This window comes from uncultured Luteimonas sp., assembly GCF_947492465.1.
GTDB lineage: Bacteria > Pseudomonadota > Gammaproteobacteria > Xanthomonadales > Xanthomonadaceae > Luteimonas.
In genome coordinates this window covers 387849-406569 of record NZ_CANLNF010000001.1, presented here as the reverse complement: position 1 = coordinate 406569, position 18721 = coordinate 387849, and the positions used below count along the sequence as shown (strand labels likewise).

15 protein-coding genes and 1 pseudogene are annotated in these 18721 nt (G+C 71.4%); 1 reads left to right on the top strand and 15 read right to left on the bottom strand.

All coding sequences use genetic code 11. The annotated features are described in order from the left end of the window. Positions 1–9 precede the first annotated feature (9 nt). The 4 genes and pseudogenes from lepA to rpoE form a co-directional block, all read right to left on the bottom strand. Positions 10–1803 carry a translation elongation factor 4 gene (gene lepA, locus Q0863_RS01810; RefSeq protein WP_298575833.1) on the bottom strand — a complete coding sequence of 598 codons (1794 nt, stop codon included), beginning with the start codon at positions 1801–1803 and terminating at the stop codon, positions 10–12. Positions 1804–2106: 303 nt separating this feature from the next. Further along, a pseudogene (locus tag Q0863_RS01805) lies at positions 2107–2967 on the bottom strand (trypsin-like peptidase domain-containing protein); the annotation flags it as partial. A gap of 63 nt (positions 2968–3030) precedes the next feature. Beyond that, complete coding sequence (locus Q0863_RS01800) at positions 3031–3993, bottom strand: RseA family anti-sigma factor (protein WP_298573985.1); 963 nt, start codon at positions 3991–3993, stop codon at positions 3031–3033. Then, the gene (gene rpoE / locus Q0863_RS01795) at positions 3990–4604 is read right to left on the bottom strand and encodes an RNA polymerase sigma factor RpoE (RefSeq protein ID WP_298573977.1); all 615 of its coding nucleotides are present in this window, start codon (positions 4602–4604) and stop codon (positions 3990–3992) included. The genes Q0863_RS01800 and rpoE overlap by 4 nt, the downstream gene beginning before the upstream one ends. Positions 4605–4818: 214 nt before the next feature. Here rpoE and Q0863_RS01790 point away from each other — a divergent pair, with 214 nt between their 5' ends. Further along, positions 4819–6915 (top strand): 3-hydroxyacyl-CoA dehydrogenase NAD-binding domain-containing protein, encoded by a 2097-nt coding sequence (locus Q0863_RS01790; RefSeq protein ID WP_298573975.1) that lies wholly within the window; start codon positions 4819–4821, stop codon positions 6913–6915. A gap of 114 nt (positions 6916–7029) precedes the next feature. On the opposite strand, the gene Q0863_RS01785 is transcribed toward Q0863_RS01790, so the two are convergent. The 11 genes from Q0863_RS01785 to fabD all read right to left on the bottom strand — a co-directional run bounded on the left by Q0863_RS01785 (position 7030) and on the right by fabD (position 18320). After that, complete coding sequence (locus Q0863_RS01785; RefSeq protein WP_298573974.1) at positions 7030–8727, bottom strand: hypothetical protein; 1698 nt, start codon at positions 8725–8727, stop codon at positions 7030–7032. A 325-nt stretch (positions 8728–9052) separates the two neighbouring features. Continuing rightward, positions 9053–10138, bottom strand: a complete 1086-nt coding sequence (locus Q0863_RS01780) for a DUF4380 domain-containing protein (protein WP_298573969.1) — start codon at positions 10136–10138, stop codon at positions 9053–9055. Continuing rightward, on the bottom strand, positions 10138–10497 hold the full coding sequence (locus Q0863_RS01775; RefSeq protein ID WP_298573961.1) for a PilZ domain-containing protein: 360 nt from the start codon (positions 10495–10497) through the stop codon (positions 10138–10140). Before Q0863_RS01775 ends, Q0863_RS01780 begins: the two co-directional genes overlap by 1 nt. Next, a complete protein-coding gene (locus Q0863_RS01770) occupies positions 10494–11444 on the bottom strand; it encodes a DNA polymerase III subunit delta' (protein WP_298573946.1) in 951 nt (316 codons plus the stop codon). Before Q0863_RS01770 ends, Q0863_RS01775 begins: the two co-directional genes overlap by 4 nt. Beyond that, positions 11441–12085, bottom strand: a complete 645-nt coding sequence (gene tmk / locus Q0863_RS01765) for a dTMP kinase (RefSeq protein ID WP_298573940.1) — start codon at positions 12083–12085, stop codon at positions 11441–11443. Before tmk ends, Q0863_RS01770 begins: the two co-directional genes overlap by 4 nt. Continuing rightward, positions 12082–13134 carry an endolytic transglycosylase MltG gene (mltG, locus tag Q0863_RS01760; protein WP_298573932.1) on the bottom strand — a complete coding sequence of 351 codons (1053 nt, stop codon included), beginning with the start codon at positions 13132–13134 and terminating at the stop codon, positions 12082–12084. The genes tmk and mltG overlap by 4 nt, the downstream gene beginning before the upstream one ends. Positions 13135–13172: 38 nt before the next feature. After that, entirely contained in the window at positions 13173–14546 is a 1374-nt protein-coding gene (locus tag Q0863_RS01755; protein ID WP_298573925.1) for an aminodeoxychorismate synthase component I, read from the bottom strand. A 138-nt stretch (positions 14547–14684) separates the two neighbouring features. Continuing rightward, the gene (gene fabF / locus Q0863_RS01750) at positions 14685–15923 is read right to left on the bottom strand and encodes a beta-ketoacyl-ACP synthase II (RefSeq protein ID WP_298573919.1); all 1239 of its coding nucleotides are present in this window, start codon (positions 15921–15923) and stop codon (positions 14685–14687) included. A 171-nt stretch (positions 15924–16094) separates the two neighbouring features. Continuing rightward, positions 16095–16334, bottom strand: coding sequence for an acyl carrier protein (acpP, locus tag Q0863_RS01745; protein WP_298573903.1), 240 nt, complete (start codon positions 16332–16334; stop codon positions 16095–16097). A gap of 192 nt (positions 16335–16526) precedes the next feature. Further along, positions 16527–17270 (bottom strand): 3-oxoacyl-ACP reductase FabG, encoded by a 744-nt coding sequence (gene fabG, locus Q0863_RS01740; RefSeq protein ID WP_298573895.1) that lies wholly within the window; start codon positions 17268–17270, stop codon positions 16527–16529. 105 nt (positions 17271–17375) lie between these two features. Further along, positions 17376–18320: an ACP S-malonyltransferase gene (fabD, locus tag Q0863_RS01735; protein WP_298573888.1), complete on the bottom strand. Its 945-nt coding sequence runs from the start codon at positions 18318–18320 to the stop codon at positions 17376–17378. Positions 18321–18721 lie beyond the last annotated feature (401 nt).

The following is an 18721-nucleotide window of genomic DNA, read 5'->3' as shown; positions in this document are numbered from 1 at the left end:
CGCCATCCCTTACTTGTTGTCCACCTGCAGCACCGCCAGGAACGCTTCCTGCGGAATCTCGACGCGACCAACCTGCTTCATCCGCTTCTTGCCCTCCTTCTGCTTCTCGAGGAGCTTCTTCTTGCGGCTGATGTCGCCACCGTAGCACTTGGCCAACACGTTCTTGCGCAGCGCCTTGACCGTGGTGCGGGCGATGACCTGCGAACCGATCGCGGCCTGGATCGCCACGTCGAACTGCTGGCGCGGGATCAGTTCCTTCATCTTCTCTGTCAGCTCGCGGCCGCGGCGGTCGGCGTGGCTGCGGTGCACGATGATCGACAGCGCGTCGACCTTGTCGCCGTTGATCAGCGTGTCCACGCGCACGAACGGACCGGCGTCGAAGCGCAGGAAGTGGTAGTCGAGCGAGGCGTAGCCGCGGCTGACCGACTTGAGCTTGTCGAAGAAGTCCAGCACCACCTCGGCCATCGGCAGCTCGTAGCTGATCTGCACCTGGCTGCCCAGGTACTGGATGCCAAGCTGCACGCCGCGCTTGTCCTCGCACAGCTTGATGATCGCGCCGATGTAGGCCTCGGGCGTGAGGATGTTGGCGCGGATGATCGGTTCGCGCACTTCCTGGACCTGGTTCACCGGCGGCAGCTTGGCCGGGTTGTCCAGCGGCATCACCTCGCCGTCGGTGCGCAGCACCTCGTACACCACGGTGGGCGCGGTGCTGATCAGGTCGAGGTCGTACTCGCGCTCCAGGCGCTCCTGCACGATCTCCATGTGCAGCATGCCGAGGAAGCCGCAGCGGAAGCCGAAGCCCATCGCCTCGGAGCTCTCGGGTTCGAAGCGCAGCGCGGCGTCGTTGAGGCGCAGCTTGTCCAGCGCCTCGCGCAGGTCCGGGTAGTCCTCGGCATTGACCGGGAACAGGCCGGCGAACACGCGCGGCTGCATTTCCTGGAAGCCGGGCAGCGGCTTGGCCGCCGGGTCGCCGGACAAGGTGAGCGTGTCGCCGACCGGCGCGCCGTGGACGTCCTTGATCGAGGCGGTGATCCAGCCCACCTCGCCCGCCCGCAGCGCCGGCATTTCCTTGCGCTTGGGGGTGAACACGCCGACCTTGTCGACCTCGTGGGTGCGGCCGGTCGACATCACCAGCAGCTTGCTCTTGGCCTTGATCTCGCCCTGCATGACGCGCACCAGCGAGACCACGCCCAGGTAGTTGTCGAACCAGGAGTCGATGATCAGCGCCTGCAGCTTGTCGGTATCGCGCGGCTGCGGCGGCGGGATGCGCTGCACGATGGCCTCGAGCACCTCGATCACGTTCAGGCCGGTCTTGGCGCTGACCGCGACCGCGTCGCTGGCATCGATGCCGATGACCGCCTCGATCTCGGCCTTGGCCCGGTCGATATCGGCGGTGGGCAGGTCGATCTTGTTCAGCACCGGCACCACTTCCAGCCCCTGCTCCACCGCGGTGTAGCAATTGGCGACCGACTGCGCCTCCACGCCCTGCGCGGCGTCGACCACCAGCAGCGCGCCCTCGCAGGCGGCCAGGGAACGGCTGACCTCGTAGGAGAAGTCGACGTGGCCGGGGGTATCGATGAAGTTGAGGTGGTAGGTCTGGCCGTCGCGCGCGGTGTACGGCAGCGAGACGGACTGGGCCTTGATGGTGATCCCGCGCTCGCGCTCGATCGGGTTGTTGTCGAGCACCTGCGCTTCCATCTCGCGCTCGGTCAGGCCGCCGCACAGCTGGATGATGCGGTCGGCGAGCGTCGACTTGCCGTGGTCGACGTGGGCGATGATGGAGAAGTTGCGGATCTGCCGCATGGGGTCGGACATGGGGGAGCGGCAGGGCCGTCGTCAGGACAGCCGGAGATTATCGCATAGGGCGGGCGCCGGCCTTCGCGGGCGGTGCGGCCCGGAGCCACCCCCGCGGGCGCCCGGAGACGCTGCGGCGGGGCTGCCGGCCCTCGCCCGCCAGGGGCGGGGCGAGGGCCGGGATGGCGCTACTCTTCTTCGCCCGGCGTGATCGCCACGAAGCGGCTGCCGCCCTGGCCGCGGACCAGCAGCATCACCGTCTGCCCCGCCTTCACGCCGCGCACGGCGCGGTCGAGGGCCGCGGGACTTCATCGCCACGTCGATCGGGATCGCGAAGGCCACGCCCATGTAGCCGCCGGAGTTGCTGAAGATCTGCGAGTTGATGCCGATCACCTCGCCACGCGTGTTGAGCAGCGGACCACCGGAGTTGCCTTGGTTGATGGCGACGTCAGTCTGGATGAAGGGCACGTACTGCTGGTTGGCATACGGGTTGCTGCGCCCGACCGCGCTGACGATGCCGGCGGTGACGGTCTGCTCGAAGCCGAACGGCGATCCGATCGCCACGGCCCACTGCCCCGGCTTCACACTGGAGGCATCGCCGGTGCGCAGCATCGGCAGGTCCTTGCCGTCGATCTTGAGCAGGGCCACGTCGGAGCGCTCGTCGCTGCCCACTACCTTGGCGGTGTACTCGCGCAGGTTGCTCAGGGTGACCTTGACCTCGTCGGCGCGGTCGATGACGTGGTGGTTGGTCAGCACGTAGCCGTCGTCGGAAATGAGGAAGCCGGTGCCCATCGCGCGTCCGCGCGGCGCGGGGGCGCGACCGCCGGGACCGCCCGGCCCGGGCATCTGGAAGCCCGGGCCGAAGAAGCGGCGGAAGATCTCCGGGATCTGCTCGTCGCCGGGCAGCGTGTCGTCAGGCTGCTGCGCGGTGCGCCGGCTGCCGATGGTGGTGTCGATCTTGACCACGGCCGGGCCGACCTCTTCGACCAGGCGCGTGAAATCGGGCAGGCCGGTCACCAGCGGCGCGGCCGGCACCGCCGTCGCCTGACCGGCCAGCGGCGCGGCAGCCGTCGCCTCCGGGCCAGGCTGGGCGGTGGCGATGGGCAGCACGATGGCGGTGGTGGCCGCCGAGGTGAGCAGGATCAGCGCGAATGCGTGCAGCGGGGTTTTCATCGGGACAGGGCCCTCGACAAGCGTGGAAAGAGAAGAAGCCTGGAGACGCGGCAGGGCCGCGCGTCAGGGTTGGACGGCGGCGTCCGCCTGCGGCTCGGCCGGCGCGGCGAGCGGGGTGCCCCAGGGCGCGAGATGGCCGCCGGGCAGCCGCGGCTCGAACCGCGGCTCGCGCGGCAGCAGTCCGCCACTGGACACCGTGAAGCCGGACTGCGGCGACAGCAGCGCACGCGGCCAGGGCCGCGCCGTGGCCTGCGGCATCGCGAAGGCATCGGACGCGCTCATCGCACCATCGGCGAAGGAGGCAGGCGGCAGCGCGTCGTTCGCCGCCGCGATCGCCACCGGCACCTGGGCCGTCTGCGCGGCAGCCGCGCGCGGCTGCGTGCGCGTCGCACGGCGCTGCGCGGCGCGCCTGGGCGCTTCTGCCGCTGCGGCCACGGCCGCCAGCGCCACTGCGGCGTCGGGCTGCGCCACCGGGGTCTCGGGTGCCGGGACGTCGGCCGCGGCGATCGTCGCGACCGGGACGTCAGGGGCTGTTTCGGGCGCGACCGGGTCCTGCGCCTGCGCAGGGGCGGAACCGGCCTGCGCGACCATCGGCACCGGTTCGGCAACGGGCTCCAGCGCGGCCTCGGGCAACTGCCGGCCCACGAACACCGCCATCAGCGCGACCGAGGCAGCGACCGCTGCGCCACCGCCCCACCGCGCCAGGCGCGGCCGGCGCGGCACGCGCGCTTCGTGCATGTCCGCCGCGGCATGACCACCGGCTCCGACCGCCACGGCGACGCGGCGCGCGAAGTCGGCCGGCAGCAGGTCGTTGCGCTGGCCACGCAGGACGTCGCCGCAGACCTGCCAGCGTTCCCAGCAGGCAGCCAGCTCGACGTCGTGCTGCAGCCGTCGCAGCATGAACTTCGCCTCGTCCGGCGACAGTTCGCCATCGAGCATGGCCGACAGCTGCTGGCGGTGGTAGACGAACAGTTTGTCCGGGTCGGGGACAATCTGGACGGTGTCGTTGTCGTCGACGGAAGTCATCGTGCCGCACGCTCCGGTCTGGTATCGCTGTCCAACAGGGGTTTCATTTCCTGGTCGATCGCCTCGCGCGCACGGAAGATGCGCGAGCGCACCGTGCCGATCGGGCAATCCATGCGCTGGGCGATGTCCTCGTAGCTCAGGCCGTCCACCTCGCGCAGCGTGATGGCCAGCCGGAGCTCCTCGGGCAGTGCTTCGACCGCGCGGACCACCGTTTGTTCCAGCTGCTGTCGCATCAGTTCACGCTCGGGGGTATCGCTGTCGCGCAGGCGGATGCCCGAATCGAACTGTTCGGCGTCCTCGACGTCGATATCCGCGCCCGGCGGGCGCCGGTTGCCGGCGACCAGATGGTTCTTGGCCGTGTTCACCGCGATCCGGTGCAGCCAGGTGTAGAACTGCGCATCGCCGCGGAAGTTGCCGATCGCGCGATAGGCGCGGATGAAGGTGTCCTGGGCCACGTCCTGGACTTCGCTCCAGTCGTGGACGTAACGGCCGATCAGCGCGGCGATGCGGTGCTGGTACTTGCGCACCAGCAGGTCGAACGCGGCGCTGTCGCCGCGCTGCACGCGCTTGACCAGCTCGAGGTCCAGTGTCTGGGTGTCGATCTCGGCCATCGGGCCTGGGCACTCCTGGTTGGCCGGCCGGGCCGGGCGCTATGACCTGCGGTGGGGCGGGAAGTTCCCGCATCGGCTGGATCTGGGGGCTCGGCCGGCACGCATCAAGCCGCATCGCAGGCGGCGTGCGGACGCTCCGGACCCGCCGATTTGACGGCAGGGAAACAACCTCTGGATCATAAGAGGCTTCCCATACCCTAACGGATGGTCCCGCATGATCGCTGGCCTCGATGGACTGCGCTTCAGCCACTGGCAGGTCGAGCTGCGCCCGGACGGGGTGCTGGTGCTCTCGTTCGACCGCGCGAACGAGTCGGTCAACACCTTCGCCCAGGACGTGCTGCTGGAACTCGATGGCCTGCTCGAGCGCCTGGCGCTCGACCCGCCCAAGGGCCTGGTGCTGCGCTCGGCCAAGGACAAGGGCTTCATCGCCGGCGCCGACATCCGCGAGTTCGCCGAGTTCGACCGCAAGGGCACGATCGGCGATTCGATCCGCCGCGGCCAGCAGGCGTTCCAGCGCCTGGCCGAACTGCCCTGCCCCACCGTGGCGGCGATCCACGGCTTCTGCATGGGCGGCGGCACCGAGATCGCGCTCGCCTGCGACTACCGCGTCGCCAGCAGCGACCCGTCCACGCGCATCGGACTGCCCGAAGTGAAGCTGGGTATCTATCCCGGCTGGGGCGGCAGCGTGCGCCTGCCGCGCCTGGTGGGCGCGCCGGCGGCGATGGACGTGATGCTGAGCGGGCGCAACCTGTCGGCCTCCTCGGCCCGCGCCATGGGCGTGGTCGACAAGGTGGTCGAGCCGGCGCTGCTGCTCGACGCCGCGGCCGAGCTCGCGCTGCGCGGCAGCCAGCGCCCGTTCCGGCAGCGTTTCCTGGGCTGGATCACCAACACCTGGCCGGCGCGGCAGCTGCTCGCGCCGATGCTGGTCAAGCAGGTCGCGCGCAAGGCGCGCAAGGACCACTATCCCGCGCCCTACGCGCTGATCGAGACCTGGCGGCGCAGCGGTGGCGGCATCCAGGCGCTGCTGCGCGCCGAACAGAAGTCGGTGGTGAAGCTGGCCGGCACGCCGACCGCGCGCAACCTCACCCGCGTGTTCTTCCTGATGGAGCGGCTCAAGGGCCTGGGCGGCAAGGATCCACACGGGATCAACCACGTGCACGTGGTCGGCGCCGGCGTGATGGGCGGCGACATCGCCGCGTGGTCGGCCTACAAGGGCTTCGAGGTCACCCTGCAGGATCGCGAACAGAAGTTCATCGATGGCGCGCTGGCACGCGCGCAGGAACTGTTCGCGAAGAAGGTCAAGGACGAGGCGAAACGGCCGGCGGTCGCCGCGCGACTCACCTCCGACCTGGCCGGCGATGGCGTGGCTCGTGCCGACCTGGTGATCGAGGCGATCATCGAGCGCGCCGATGCCAAGCGCGAACTGTATGCAGGGGTCGAGCCGCGGCTCAAGCCCGACGCGCTGCTGACCACCAACACCTCGTCGATCCCGCTGGAGGAACTGCACGAACACATCGCGCGTCCGGCGCAGTTCGCCGGCCTGCACTACTTCAATCCGGTGGCGTCGATGCCGCTGGTCGAGATCGTGCGCCACGACGCGATGTCGCCGCAGACCGAGCAACGCCTGGCCGCGTTCTGCAAGGCGCTGGACAAGCTGCCGGTGCCGGTCGCCGGCACGCCCGGCTTCCTGGTCAACCGGCTGCTGTTCCCGTACATGCTCGAGGCCGCAACCGCATACGCCGAAGGCATCCCGGCGCCGGTGATCGACAAGGCGGCGGTCAAGTACGGCATGCCGATGGGGCCGATCGAGCTGATCGACACCGTGGGCCTGGACGTCGCGTACAGCGTCGGCCAGGAGCTCGCGCCCTTCCTGGGCCTGCAGATCCCGCCGGCGCTGGCCAATCCGCCCGAAGCCGGCAAGCGCGGCAAGAAGGACGGCCAGGGCATCTACGCCTGGGAGCAGACCGGCAAGGGCAGCAAGCCGAAGAAGCCCGAGGTCCCCAAGGACTACAAGGCCCCCGACGACCTGGAGGACCGCCTGATCCTGCCGCTGCTCAACGAGGCGGTGGCGGCGCTGCACGATGGCGTGGTGTCCGATGCCGAACTGCTCGACGCCGGCGTGATCTTCGGCACCGGCTATGCCCCTTTCCGCGGTGGCCCGATCCAGACCATCCGCGAGGTCGGTGCGCAGGTGCTGCTGGCCCGCCTGCAGGCGCTGCAGGCGAAGTACGGCGATCGCTTCGCGCCACGCGCCGGCTGGGACAGCCCGGCCCTGCGCAAGGATGCGGAGACGACCGGACTGACGTCGTGAGGCGCTGAGTCCCGGCGCAAGCTGTTTCGCAGAACGGTTTCGCGGAACCGGGGGCGAGCGGGAAGCTCGCCCCTTCCGCTGTCAGGCCGCTCGCGCGAAGGACGCCCGGCGCGTCTACATCCTCGACGAACGCAGCACGACATCGGACTGCGCCCACGCGGCAGTGAAGGCGTCCATCGCCGCCGCGGCGTCCGGCTTGCGCTGCGCCTCGAGGCTCTTCGCCAGGCCGAACATCGACCAGCCGTTGCCCGGATTGCGCCGCAGCTCCTCGCGGTACACCGCTTCGGCTTCGGCGTTGCGGCCGGCCTGCAGCAGGATCGCGCCCAGCGTTTGCCGCACCGGCGCGTGCCAGCCTGGCGGCTCGTCGTAGGGAATGCCCCCCTCGATCGCCACCGCTTCCTCCAGCGCCGCCACCGCTTCGTCGTATCCGCCGCGGGCGGCCGCCAGCTCCGCGGTCACCGTGCGCTCGGCGATGCGCGCGGCGTGCGCCAGCGGATAGCGTTCCCACACCAGCAGCGCGTCCATCGCGGGGTCCGCGGCCAGCGGCCGCAGTGCGGCGAGGTGGGCGTCGGCATCGTCCATCCGCTCCTGCCGGATCGCCGCCATCGCCTGCGCGTAGTGCCAGATCGCGGTGACATAGGGCAGGTCGGGCGCGGGATTGCCGGCCCCTGCGATCTCGTCCCAGCGGCCGAAGCGGACGAGGTCGAACCAGGGCGTGAGCCAGTAGTGCTGCAGGCCGGCGAAGCCGGGCTCGCGCATCAGTTCCGGCAGGTGGGTGCGTTCGGACGTGGTCAGCGCCGAACTCCGGGCGACCCCGGCATTGCCTTCCATGCTCGCGGCGAACCACAGGAAATGATGGTTGTGCGGCACGTAGCCCAGCGGATACACGCCCTGGGTGTTGCCGCGGCACAGTGCGAGGTAGGCATCGTCGGCCTCGATCGCGCGCTGGTTGGCGATCACCGCGTCATGCCAGCGGCCGACGCGCGCATAGATGTGCGCGGGCATGTGCACCAGGTGGCCCGAACCGGGCACGAGGGTGCGCAGGCGGTCGGCGGCGTCCGCGCCGCGCTGCGGATCGGCGGATGCCTCGACCGCATGGACGTACAGGTGCAGCGCGCCGGCGTGGTCGGGGGCGCGCGCCATCACCGACTCCAGCGTGCGCACCACTTCCGCGGTATGGCCCTTGGGCTTCTGCTGCGCGTCGTAGTAGTCCCAGGGCTGCAGGTCCATCAGCGCTTCGGCGAGGAAGACCGCGGCGTCGGCATCGTCGGGGCGCTTGCCGGCGAGTTCCCGCGCGGCGGCGGCGTAGGCCTCGTCGAGCGCGCGCCGGTCTTCCGGCGGCTGCTCCGCGTAGCGCGCGGACAGCGCCTGGATGAAGGCCTGCTCGCGTTCGCTGGCCGCGGGCGCCAGTTCGCGCGCGCGCTGCAGGCGCTGCCAGGCGTCGGCGTTGTCGGCCGGATCCATCGCCGCGTTGACGTGCGGCCCCAGCACCAGCGACGCGCCCCACCAGCACATCGCGCAATCCGGATCGAGTTCGGTCGCCTTGAGGAAGGAGCGCTCGGCCGCATCGTGGTTGAAGCCGTAGGCCAGCATCATTCCCTGGTCGAACCAGCGCTGCACGTCCGGATGCCGGGTGGTGACCTCGAAGCGGTAGTCGCCCAGGCCTTCGAGCAGATGCGCGCCGATCATCGCCATTTCCGGGGGCGAGACGTCGGGCACTGCGGCGACGGCGCCGGGGGCGGCGGGGCGGTCGCAGGCGAGCAGCGCGGATGCGGCGACCAGGCAGGCCAGGGTCAGGACGTTGGCTTTCATGTGCGGGGACCTCCACGGTCGGCTTCAGGGCACCGGCACGCGCGGATCGCGATGAATGCCGGGGATGCGCCACGCGTTCCCGATGCGGGACGGTGGACGCGGGGCGGGCGAGGCGATGCCTCTTCCATCCGGCCTTCGCGAAAACGGGGGAAGCGGGAGGCCGGATGCGGCAACCCGACGGCGTCGCCTCCAGGCCAGGAAGACTGCACCACGCGGGTCCGCAGCCTTTCCAACGGCGACCCGGGCGATGGTCGGCCATCCCAGTGCCGGCCGGGGCAGGCGCCGCATCCGCGGCCGCAGGGCGCTGCGTCCGGCGCTGCCGGACTCAGCGCTCCAGGCCGAGGCTGCGCAGGGCGGCCTCGAGCGCCTCGCGCTGCGCCTGGAGCGTATCCGGCCCTTCGTACGGGAACACGGTCCAGGTTTCGCCGGCCCGCATCGTTTCGCCGGGTGCCAGCGTGCGCAGCGGGGCGTGGACCTCGAGTTCGAGGATCCCCGCTTGCGGATCGTCGTGGTGCCACTGCTGGTAGATCTCGACCTGGCCGTGCTCGGGGTCGATGCGCGCATCGTCCTGGCGCTCGAAGCGGATCAGCAGCAGCTGCCCGGCATTGAAGCCGGCGATCCAGCCGGCCGAGGGCGCGATGAAGACCTTTCCGCGCCGACCGGCCTTGCCCGGCGGAGGCGGCACCAGCTGCAGCGAATACAGCCCGTCCTCCCACCAGGCGACCGGCCCGTCGAACACCGCGTCGCCATCGGCCCGCAGGCGCGCGTCCTCGGGCCGGGCCACCGGCGCGAACACGCGGCTGCCCGCGGGCAGGCGGGTGTTGAACCACAGGTCGCGGCGCAGCGCGCGGTCGCGCCGGTTCACCGCTTCGGCGGCGAGTTCGAGCGTCGCCGGCGCGCGGCCCGACAGGCGGAACGACTGGCTCGCCTGCAGCCCGCTCACCGGGCTCGCCACGCCTTCGAGCACCAGTGCGTGCGCGCTGCGTTCGACGATGCGGTTGCGCGCATGCGCCAGCCACGGATCCGGCGGCCAGGGCGCGGCCGCGGCGCGGCGCTGCGGGTTCACGTCCTGGTCCTGCCACCAGCGCGATTGCGGGCCCAGCCAAAGCTCATGGCCGAAGTACGGCAGGTCCGGACCATCGGCGGCGGGTTCCGGCGCGGGCACCGTGTCGAGCGCCGGACCGACCTTGAGCACGTTGCCACGCCCGGGCAGCGACAGGTGCACCACGCGGCCGCCGATCGCGGGCGCCACTTCGACCTGCAGGTGGCCGTCGTCCAGGCGCACGCGCTCCGGAGCGGACGCCGCGGCAGCGGGCCCGGCAGTTTCTTCGGTCGCCGCCGCGTTCGCGCACAGCGCCACGCCCAGCAGCAGGGCGGCGGCGCGGCGCAGGCGCGGGGCGGTGGCCCGCATCACATCGTGTGCGTGGGTTTCTCGGCGGCCAGGGTGCCGGCGAGCAGCGTTTCGATCCGGCCCCGCACCGTCTCGCCTTCCGGCGTATCGGCGAACTGCACGCCGACGCCCGCGGTGCGCGCGCCCTGCGCGCCGGTCGGGGTGACCCAGACCACCTTGCCGGCGACCGGCAGGCGCTCGTGGGATTCGGGCAGGGTCAGCAGCAGGAACACCTCGTCGCCGAGGAAGTAACGCCGCGGCGTGGGCACGAAGATGCCGCCGTTCTTCAGGTAAGGCATGTAGGCGCTGTACAGCTGCGCCTTGTCCTTCAGTGCCAGCGAAAGGATGCCCTGGCGCGCGCCGCCCGCGGTCGTGTTCATCGATACCTCGTGTTTGCGGATGCCGGACCCGGCGCTTGCCCGCCGCGCCAGGACAGCAGCAGCTCCGCGACTGCGAGGTCCGCGCGCACCGTGGTGCGCAGCAGGTCGCGGGTGCGGTTGGCCGCATCGAACCACTGCGCCAGCTTCCGGATTCGCGCCGGATCGGTCAAGCCCGCGGCCTCGTCCAGCGCCAGGTCGGCGGCATGGCGCAGGCGCAGGTCGGCGTGCTCGTCGCCGGTCCAGCGCTGCGCGGTCTCGATCGGCGCAGCCTCGCCGCGCGCTAGCCTGGCCAGGTCTTCGCCGACCTCGCGACGCAGCCGCATGCCGCCATCGCGCAGCCAGGCATCGGCCAGGCCGGGGTGGCCGCGCGCCGCGTCCAGCGCCTCGACGGCGACGCCGGACGCATGGCCCTGCGCCTGCAGCCAGGCCAGCGCCTCGTCGCGCCGCGGCAGACCGAACTCGAGCCGCTGGCAGCGGCTGCGGATCGTCGCCGGCAGGCGCGCCGGGTTCGACGCGACCAGCCACAGGTAGCGGCCCGGCTGCGGCTCCTCCAGCGTCTTGAGCAGGGCATTGGCCGCGGACGTGTTGATGGCATCGGCCGGATCGACGATCGCCACCTGCGCGGCGCCGTACTGCGGCGTCAGCGACAGCTTCTCCGACAGTTCGCGGATCTGCTCGATCACGATCTCGCTGCGCAGCTTGGTGCCTTCGCGGTTGGGCTGCAGCGTGACCACGTGGAAATCCGGGTGCGTACCGGCCTCGATGAGGTGGTCGGACCGCGGACCGTGCGCGCCAAGCAGGTGCGCGGCCAGGCGTTCGGCCACCGCGCGCTTCCCCAGCCGCGCCGGCCCGCAGATCAGCAGCGCATGGCCGAGGCGGCCTTCCGACAGCGTGCGCGCGGCGTGGTCGAAGGCGCGCTGCTGCCAGGGGGCGAGCGGGCCGCTCATGCGCGTCCCATCCAGTCGCGCAACAGCCGCACCGCCTCATACGCCACCTCGGCAGCCGGCGGCGAGGCGTCGACCACGCGGAAGCGCTGCGGCTCGGCGGCGGCGCGTGCGCGGTAGCTGGCGCGCACGCGTTCGAAGAACTCGTCGCGCTCGGCCTCGATGCGGTCGGGCACGAGGTCGCGGCCGCGGGTGCGCTCGCGACCGCGGCCGACTTCGACATCCAGCAGCAGGGTCAGGCCGGGACGCAGCCCGACCGCGCGCCGCTCCAGGTCCGCGATCCAGTCCACGTCGAGCCCGCGCCCGCCGCCCTGGTAGGCGTAGCTCGAATCGGTGAAGCGGTCGCACAGGACCCAGGCGCCGCGCTCGAGCGCGGGCACGATCGTCTCGCGCACGTGCTGGGCACGGGCAGCGAACATCAGCAGCAGCTCGGTCTCGGCGGCGGGCGGTTCGTGCGCGGGGTCGAGCAGCAGGCGGCGAATCATCTCCGCCAGCGGCGTGCCGCCGGGCTCGCGGCTGCAGACCACTTCCTGGCCGCCCTCGCGCAGCGCCTCGCGCAGGGCGTCGAGCACGGTGGTCTTGCCCGCGCCCTCGCCGCCCTCCAGCGAGACGAAGCGCGCATGCGTGCGCAGCGACTGCATCACGGCCCGAACTGCGTGCGGTAGCGGCGCACGTACTCGCGCACCGCGGCGTTGTGTTCGTCCAGCGTGCGCGAGAACACGTGGCGGCCGCTGCCGTCGCCGACCGCGACGAAGTAGAGCTCGTCGCCCTCGGCCGGCCGGGTCGCCGCGCGGAGCGCGTCGACGCCGGCCATCGCGATCGGGGTCGGCGGCAGGCCGTCGCGGGTGTAGGTGTTGTAGGGCGTGTCAGCCAGCAGGTCGGCGCGGCGGATGTTGCCGGCGTAGCGGCTGCCCATGCCGTAGATCACGGTCGGATCGGTCTGCAGGCGCATGCCGCGCTGCAGGCGGCGCACGAACACCCCGCCGATGCGCGCGCGCTCCTCGGCGATGCCGGTTTCCTTCTCGATGATCGAGGCCAGCACCAGCGCCTGCCCGGCGTCCTGCAGCGGCAGGTCCGGCGCGCGCGCTTCCCAGGCCTCTTGCAGCGCGCGTTCGAGCGACTGGTTGGCGCGACGCAGCAGGTCCAGGTCGGTGTCGCCGCGGGTGTAGACGTAGGTTTCAGGCAGGAAGCGGCCCTCGGGGTGCACGCCGGCGCGGTCGAGCTTCGCCATCAGCGCGGCATCGTCCAGGTCGCCGATGCTCTGTACCAGCGGCGTGGCCCGCGCCAGCGCCGCGCGCAGTTCGCGGATGTTCCAGCCCTCGACGATGGTGAAGCGGTAGCTGAGCACGCGGCCATCGCGCATGCGCTGCAGCAGGGTGCGCGGCGACATGCCCGGCTCCAGCGCGTACTCGCCCACCTGCACCCGCGCGTCGGCGCCCAGCTGGCGCGCCAGCGCCTGCCATTCGAGGTCGTGGCCGTCGTGCACGCCGTTCTCGCGCAGCTTCGACAGCACGCGCCGGAAGGAATCGCCGCGCTCCACCCGCACCGTTTCGCCCGCCTCGATCCCCGACAGCGGCGCATCCGCGAAGCCGGTGTAGCGGTCGTACAGCCAGAACGCCGCGGCGCCAGCCACCAGTGCCGACAGCACGAACAGCAGCCGCAGGCCGCGCCAACGGCTAGCGGCCTTGGCCACGCGCCTGCTCCATCGTCCGGAAAGGAATGCTCATCGGCCTAGGATACCGTGGCCCCGCCGGCATCCGCCGCCAGCGCCTGGAGCATGCCGCGCGCCTTGGCGCGGGTTTCGTCGAGTTCGCGCGCCGGGTCCGAATCGGCCACGATCCCGGCGCCGGTGCGGAAACGCACCTGCGCGCCTTCGACCTCGGCGCTGCGGATCAGGATGTTGAGGTCGAGGTCGCCGTCGCGGTTGAGCCAGCCCATCGCGCCGGTGTAGGCCCCGCGCCCGCCGCCCTCGAGTTCGGCGATGACCTGCATGCAGCGCACCTTGGGGCAGCCGGTGATGGTGCCGCCCGGGAAGGTCGCGGCGATCACCTCGCCGGGACCGGCGTCGGCGCCCAGGCGTCCGCGCACGTTGCTGACGATGTGGTGCACGTGCGCATAGCTTTCGATAGTCATCAGCTCGTCGACCTCGACGCTGCCGGGCACGCAGACGCGGCCCAGGTCGTTGCGCTCCAGGTCGACCAGCATCACGTGCTCGGCGCGTTCCTTGGGATGGCCGATCAGTTCGCGCATCCGTGCGGCATCGTCGTCGCCCGGCATGCGCGGCCGGGTCCCGGCGATCGGCCGCGTCTCGACCACGTCGCCGCGCACCGAGACCAAGCGCTCGGGCGAGGCGCTCGCGACCGCCCAGCCGTCGCCGGCGTACAGGCCGGCGAAGGGCGCGGGATTGGCCTGGCGCATGCGCGCGTAGAGCCGCGCGGGATCCAGCGGCGCGGCGAATCCAGCCCGCCAGCCGCGCGAGAGGTTCGCCTGGAACACGTCGCCCGCGGCGAGGTAGTCGAGGATGCGCACGACCCCGTCGGTGAAGCGCTCCGGCGCGTCCTCGCGCACCTCCACGGGCGGCTGCCACGCGGGCAGCGGATCGAGCCCCGCGGCGGCGGCCAGTTTCCGCTCGATTGCATCGAGCATCGCGCCGTGACCGGATTCCGCCACCGCCACACATTCGCCGCCGGCATGGTCGCGCAGGATCGCGGCCGGGCAGCGCAGCGCCTGCGCCACCGGCAGGCCGCCCTCCGCCGCGGGCAGCCGCAGCACCGGCTCGACCTGCCCCGCCAGCTCGTAGCCCAGCAGCAGCGCCCAGCCGCCGCGGAATGGCCAGCGCGGCTCCTCGCGCGGCAGCCGCAGCGCGCTCCAGGCCGCGTCGAGCGCCTGCAGGAACGTACCCGTGGACGCGATGCCGGTTCCGTCGCGGGTGACGCCATCGACGCCCAGGGTCAGGGACTCGCCGCTGGCGACGAGCAGCAGGTCCCAGCGCGCCTGCGCCGTGCCATGCGCGACCGACTGCAGCAGCAGCGGGCAGCCGGCGGGGTCCAGGCGATGCAGCGCCAGGAGGTCCGTATCCGGCGGTAGCGGCCTGCTGATCAGCACCCTGGACTCGCTTCTGGTGACCGGGCCGGGCTGGACGGGGCCGCGAAAAGGCCCCGATGCGTGCTTGCGGAAATACGCCCCTGCGGCACCCGCGCCGGCGACGGAACGCGCCGCCGCCCTGGCGCGAGCGTCGCGACTCTAGACCCGGCGGAAAATCAGCGTGCCGTTGGTGCCGCCAAAGCCGAAGGAGTTCGACAGTGCGATGTCGATCTTCGCCTCGCGCGCGGTGTGCGGCACGTAGTCGAGGTCGCAACCATCGGACGGATTGTCGAGGTTGATCGTCGGCGGAATCACGCCGGTGTGCAGCGCCATCGCCGAGAACACCGCCTCGACGCCGCCGGCCGCGCCGAGCAGGTGGCCGGTCATCGACTTGGTGGAGCTGACCATCAGCTTCGAGGCGTGCGCGCCGAACACGGACTTGATGCCCATGGTCTCGGCCAGGTCGCCCTGCGGCGTGGAGGTGCCGTGGGCGTTGATGTAGCCGACTTCGGACGGGTCGATGCCCGCATCGCGCAGCGCGGCGACCATGCAGCGCGCGCCACCTTCGCCGTTCTCGCTGGGCGCGGTCATGTGGTGCGCGTCGCCGCTCATGCCGAAGCCGACGAGTTCGGCGTAGATGCGGGCGCCGCGCGCCTTCGCGCGTTCCCACTCCTCGAGCACCAGGATGCCGGCGCCGTCGCCCATCACGAACCCGTCGCGCTCCGCGTCCCAGGGGCGCGATGCCCGCTCCGGATCGTCGTTGCGCGTGGACAGCGCCTTCATCGCGCAGAAGCCGCCCAGCGACGTGGGCGTGGTCGCGAACTCGGAGCCGCCGGCGATCATCGCGTCGGCATCGCCGTACTGGATCATGCGCGCGGCCAGGCCGATGTTGTGCGTGGCGGTGGTGCAGGCGGTGACCACGGCGATGTTGGGACCGCGCGCGCCGGTCATGATCGAGACCTGGCCGGCGACCATGTTGATGATGGTGCTGGGCACGTAGAACGGCGAGACCTTGCGCGGCCCGCCCTCGTGGTACTTGATCGACGTCTCTTCGATACCCTTGAGTCCGCCGATGCCGGCGCCGATGGCCACGCCGATGCGGTCGGCGTCGGGCTCGCGGATCTCCAGCCCGGCGTCGGCGATCGACATCAGCGCCGCAGCCACGCCGTAATGGACGAAGGGATCCATCTTCTTGACGTCCTTCGCCGCGATCCACCGGGTCGGATCGAAATCCTTGACCGAACCCGAGATGCGGGTGGCGAAGGCGGAGGCGTCGAAATGGGTGATCGGGCCGATGCCGGAGCGGCCGCTGACGATGCCGTCCCAGCTCGTGGCCAGGTCGTTGCCGAGCGGCGACAGGATGCCGATGCCGGTGATGGCGACGCGGCGCTTGGACATGGGCGGCTCTCTCCTCGATGCATTCGTGGGCATCGCGCCGCCGAGGCGGCGCGATGCAAAACGCACGAGGCCGCAATGCGGCCCCGGGTTGTTACGTGCCGGCCCGGACGGGTCGGCGGTATCGCAGGCTTGGCGACGCCTGGCCGCTCGGGCCAGGCGCGCCGGCAGGACTCACGCCTTGACGTGGGTCTTGATGTAGTCGATCGCCTGCTGCACCGAGGTGATCTTCTCGGCTTCCTCGTCGGGGATCTCGCACTCGAACTCTTCTTCGAGCGCCATCACCAGTTCGACGGTGTCGAGCGAGTCCGCGCCGAGGTCGTCGACGAAGGAAGCGCTGGCGCTGACCTCCTCTTCCTTGACGCCCAGTTGTTCGACCACGATCTTCTTGACGCGTTCTTCGATGCTGCTCATTGGTTGTAGCTCCGCGGAGGCTGTTACGGTGACAAGTGTAAGGTCTGATCCGGGGCGAGGATAGCGCGTTGCCGCTGCGCGGCCCCGGGGCGGGTCTGCGCGCCGCAACTACCGGCCACGCATTCCCTTTGAAATCGGCAACTTAGGGACGCAGCGCAAAACGCCGCGGCACGTCCCGGAAGGCTGGTCGGGTCAGGGCATGTACATGCCGCCGTTGACGTGGATGGTTTCGCCGGTGATGTACCCGGCGCCAGCGCCTGCAAGGAAGGCCACCGCGTTGGCGATGTCCGATGCCTGGCCCAGGCGCGCAAGCGCGATCTGGCCCACCAGGCCCTTCTTCACTTCCTCGGGCAGGGCCGCGGTCATGTCGGTCTCGATGAAGCCCGGCGCGACCACGTTGACGGTGACGCCGCGCGAACCGATCTCCTTCGCCAGCGACTTGCTGAAGGCGATGATGCCGGCCTTGGCCGCGGCGTAGTTGGTCTGGCCCGCGTTGCCGGTGACGCCGATCACCGAGGCGATGTTGATGATGCGGCCCTTGCGTGCCTTCATCATCCCGCGCATCGCGGCCTTGGAGGAGCGGTACACGCTGCTTAGGTTGGTATCGAGGACCGCCTGCCAGTCCTCGTCGCTCATGCGCATCAGCAGGCCGTCGCGGGTGATGCCGGCGTTGTTGACCAGGATCGACAGCGGCCCGATCTCCTTGCCGATGGCCTCGATCAGCGCTTCGACCTGGCCTGGCACCGACACGTCGAGCACGCGGCCATGGCCGCCGTGCGCCGCGAGCCGGTCGCCGATGGCGCTGGCGCCCGCTTCGGAGGTCGCCGTGCCGATCACGGTCGCGCCCTGCGCGGCAAGCGTATCGGCGATCGCCGCGCCGATGCCGCGGCTGGCGCCGGTGACCAGCGCGATCTCGCCCTTGAGTTCCTGGGTCATCTCTTCATCCACCTGTGTGCAACTGGAGCATTCTGCCGCGGATTCCGCCGATGGCCGCGGGGGACCGCGCGCCGAACCGCGGGACCCGCGCGGGTCGCGCGTCGATCAGCCTTTCCAGGCCTCCATCGCGGCATCGAACTCGCCCGGCGTGCCGAGCGCGCGCATGTCGATGCCCTTGTCGATGCGGCGCACCAGCCCGGCCAACACCTTGCCCGGGCCGCACTCGGCCACGCGCGTCGCGCCGTTCGCCGCCAGCGCCTGCACGCATCGCGTCCACTGCACCGGCAGGTAGAGCTGGCGCACCAGCGCATCGCGGATCGCCTGCGCGCCCGCGTGCACCTCAGCATCGACGTTCTGCACCACCGGGATCGCAGGTTCGTTCCAGGACAGGCCGGCCATCGCCTGCGACAGGCGGTTGGCCGCCTCGCGCATCAGCGGGGTATGGGAGGGCACGCTGACCGCGAGCTTCACCGTCTTGCGCACGCCGCGCTCGGCCAGCAGCGCCAGCGCACGGTCGACCGCGGCCGCGTGGCCGCCGATGACGATCTGGCCCGGCGAGTTGTGGTTGGCCGGCACCACCACGCCGTCCTGCGATGCATCCCGGCAGACCTCGTCGACCAGCGCGTCCTCGGCGCCGATCACCGCCGCCATCGCGCCGGAGCCGGCGGGCGCCGCGTCCTGCATCAGCTGGCCGCGCAGGCGCACCAGGCGCGCGCCATCTTCCAGCGACAGCGCGCCGGCGGCGACCAGCGCCGCGTACTCGCCCAAGCTGTGGCCGGCGAGCAGCGCCGGACGCGCGCCGCCCTGCTGCAGCCATGCGCGCCACACCGCGACGCCCGCGGCCAGCAGCGCCGGCTGGGTGAACTCGGTGCGGTTGAGCTGGTCCTCCGGACCGCCCTGCGCCAGCGACCACAGGTCGACCCCCGCGCCCTGCGAGGCTTCGGCGAAGGTGTCGCGCACGACAGGGTGCCGCTCGGCGAGTTCCGCGAGCATGCCCACCGACTGCGAACCCTGGCCGGGGAACACGAACGCGAGTTGTGGATCGGTCACGCCAGCATCCGGGTGAAAATCAGGGCGCGATGATACGGGCAAAGCCGTGGCCTCGTCTGTACCGGGGCGTATGCCCGCCGGCCGTGGTGCGGAGCGCACCGGGGCGTGGGAGGCGTGTTGCGGATGCGCGAGGTGAGGGTCGCGAGGCCCGAAGCCGAAGTGACGCCTTTCGCGCCGGTGCGTGCCCTTCGCTGCGACCATCGAACCTGGTGTACCGATGCTGGAGGGCCTGCCAGGCCCGCGGCATGCCACCGCGCTTGGACGGCGGCCGGGGTTCCCGCCAACCGGAACCCCCGCTCCGTCCCGGCAGGCTGCCGGGCGGCCAGGCGGCCAGGCGGCCAGGCACACGCTAAGGTTCGACCGCAGGAGCGCGCCTGGTCGAACCGGAAGGAAGACGCCAA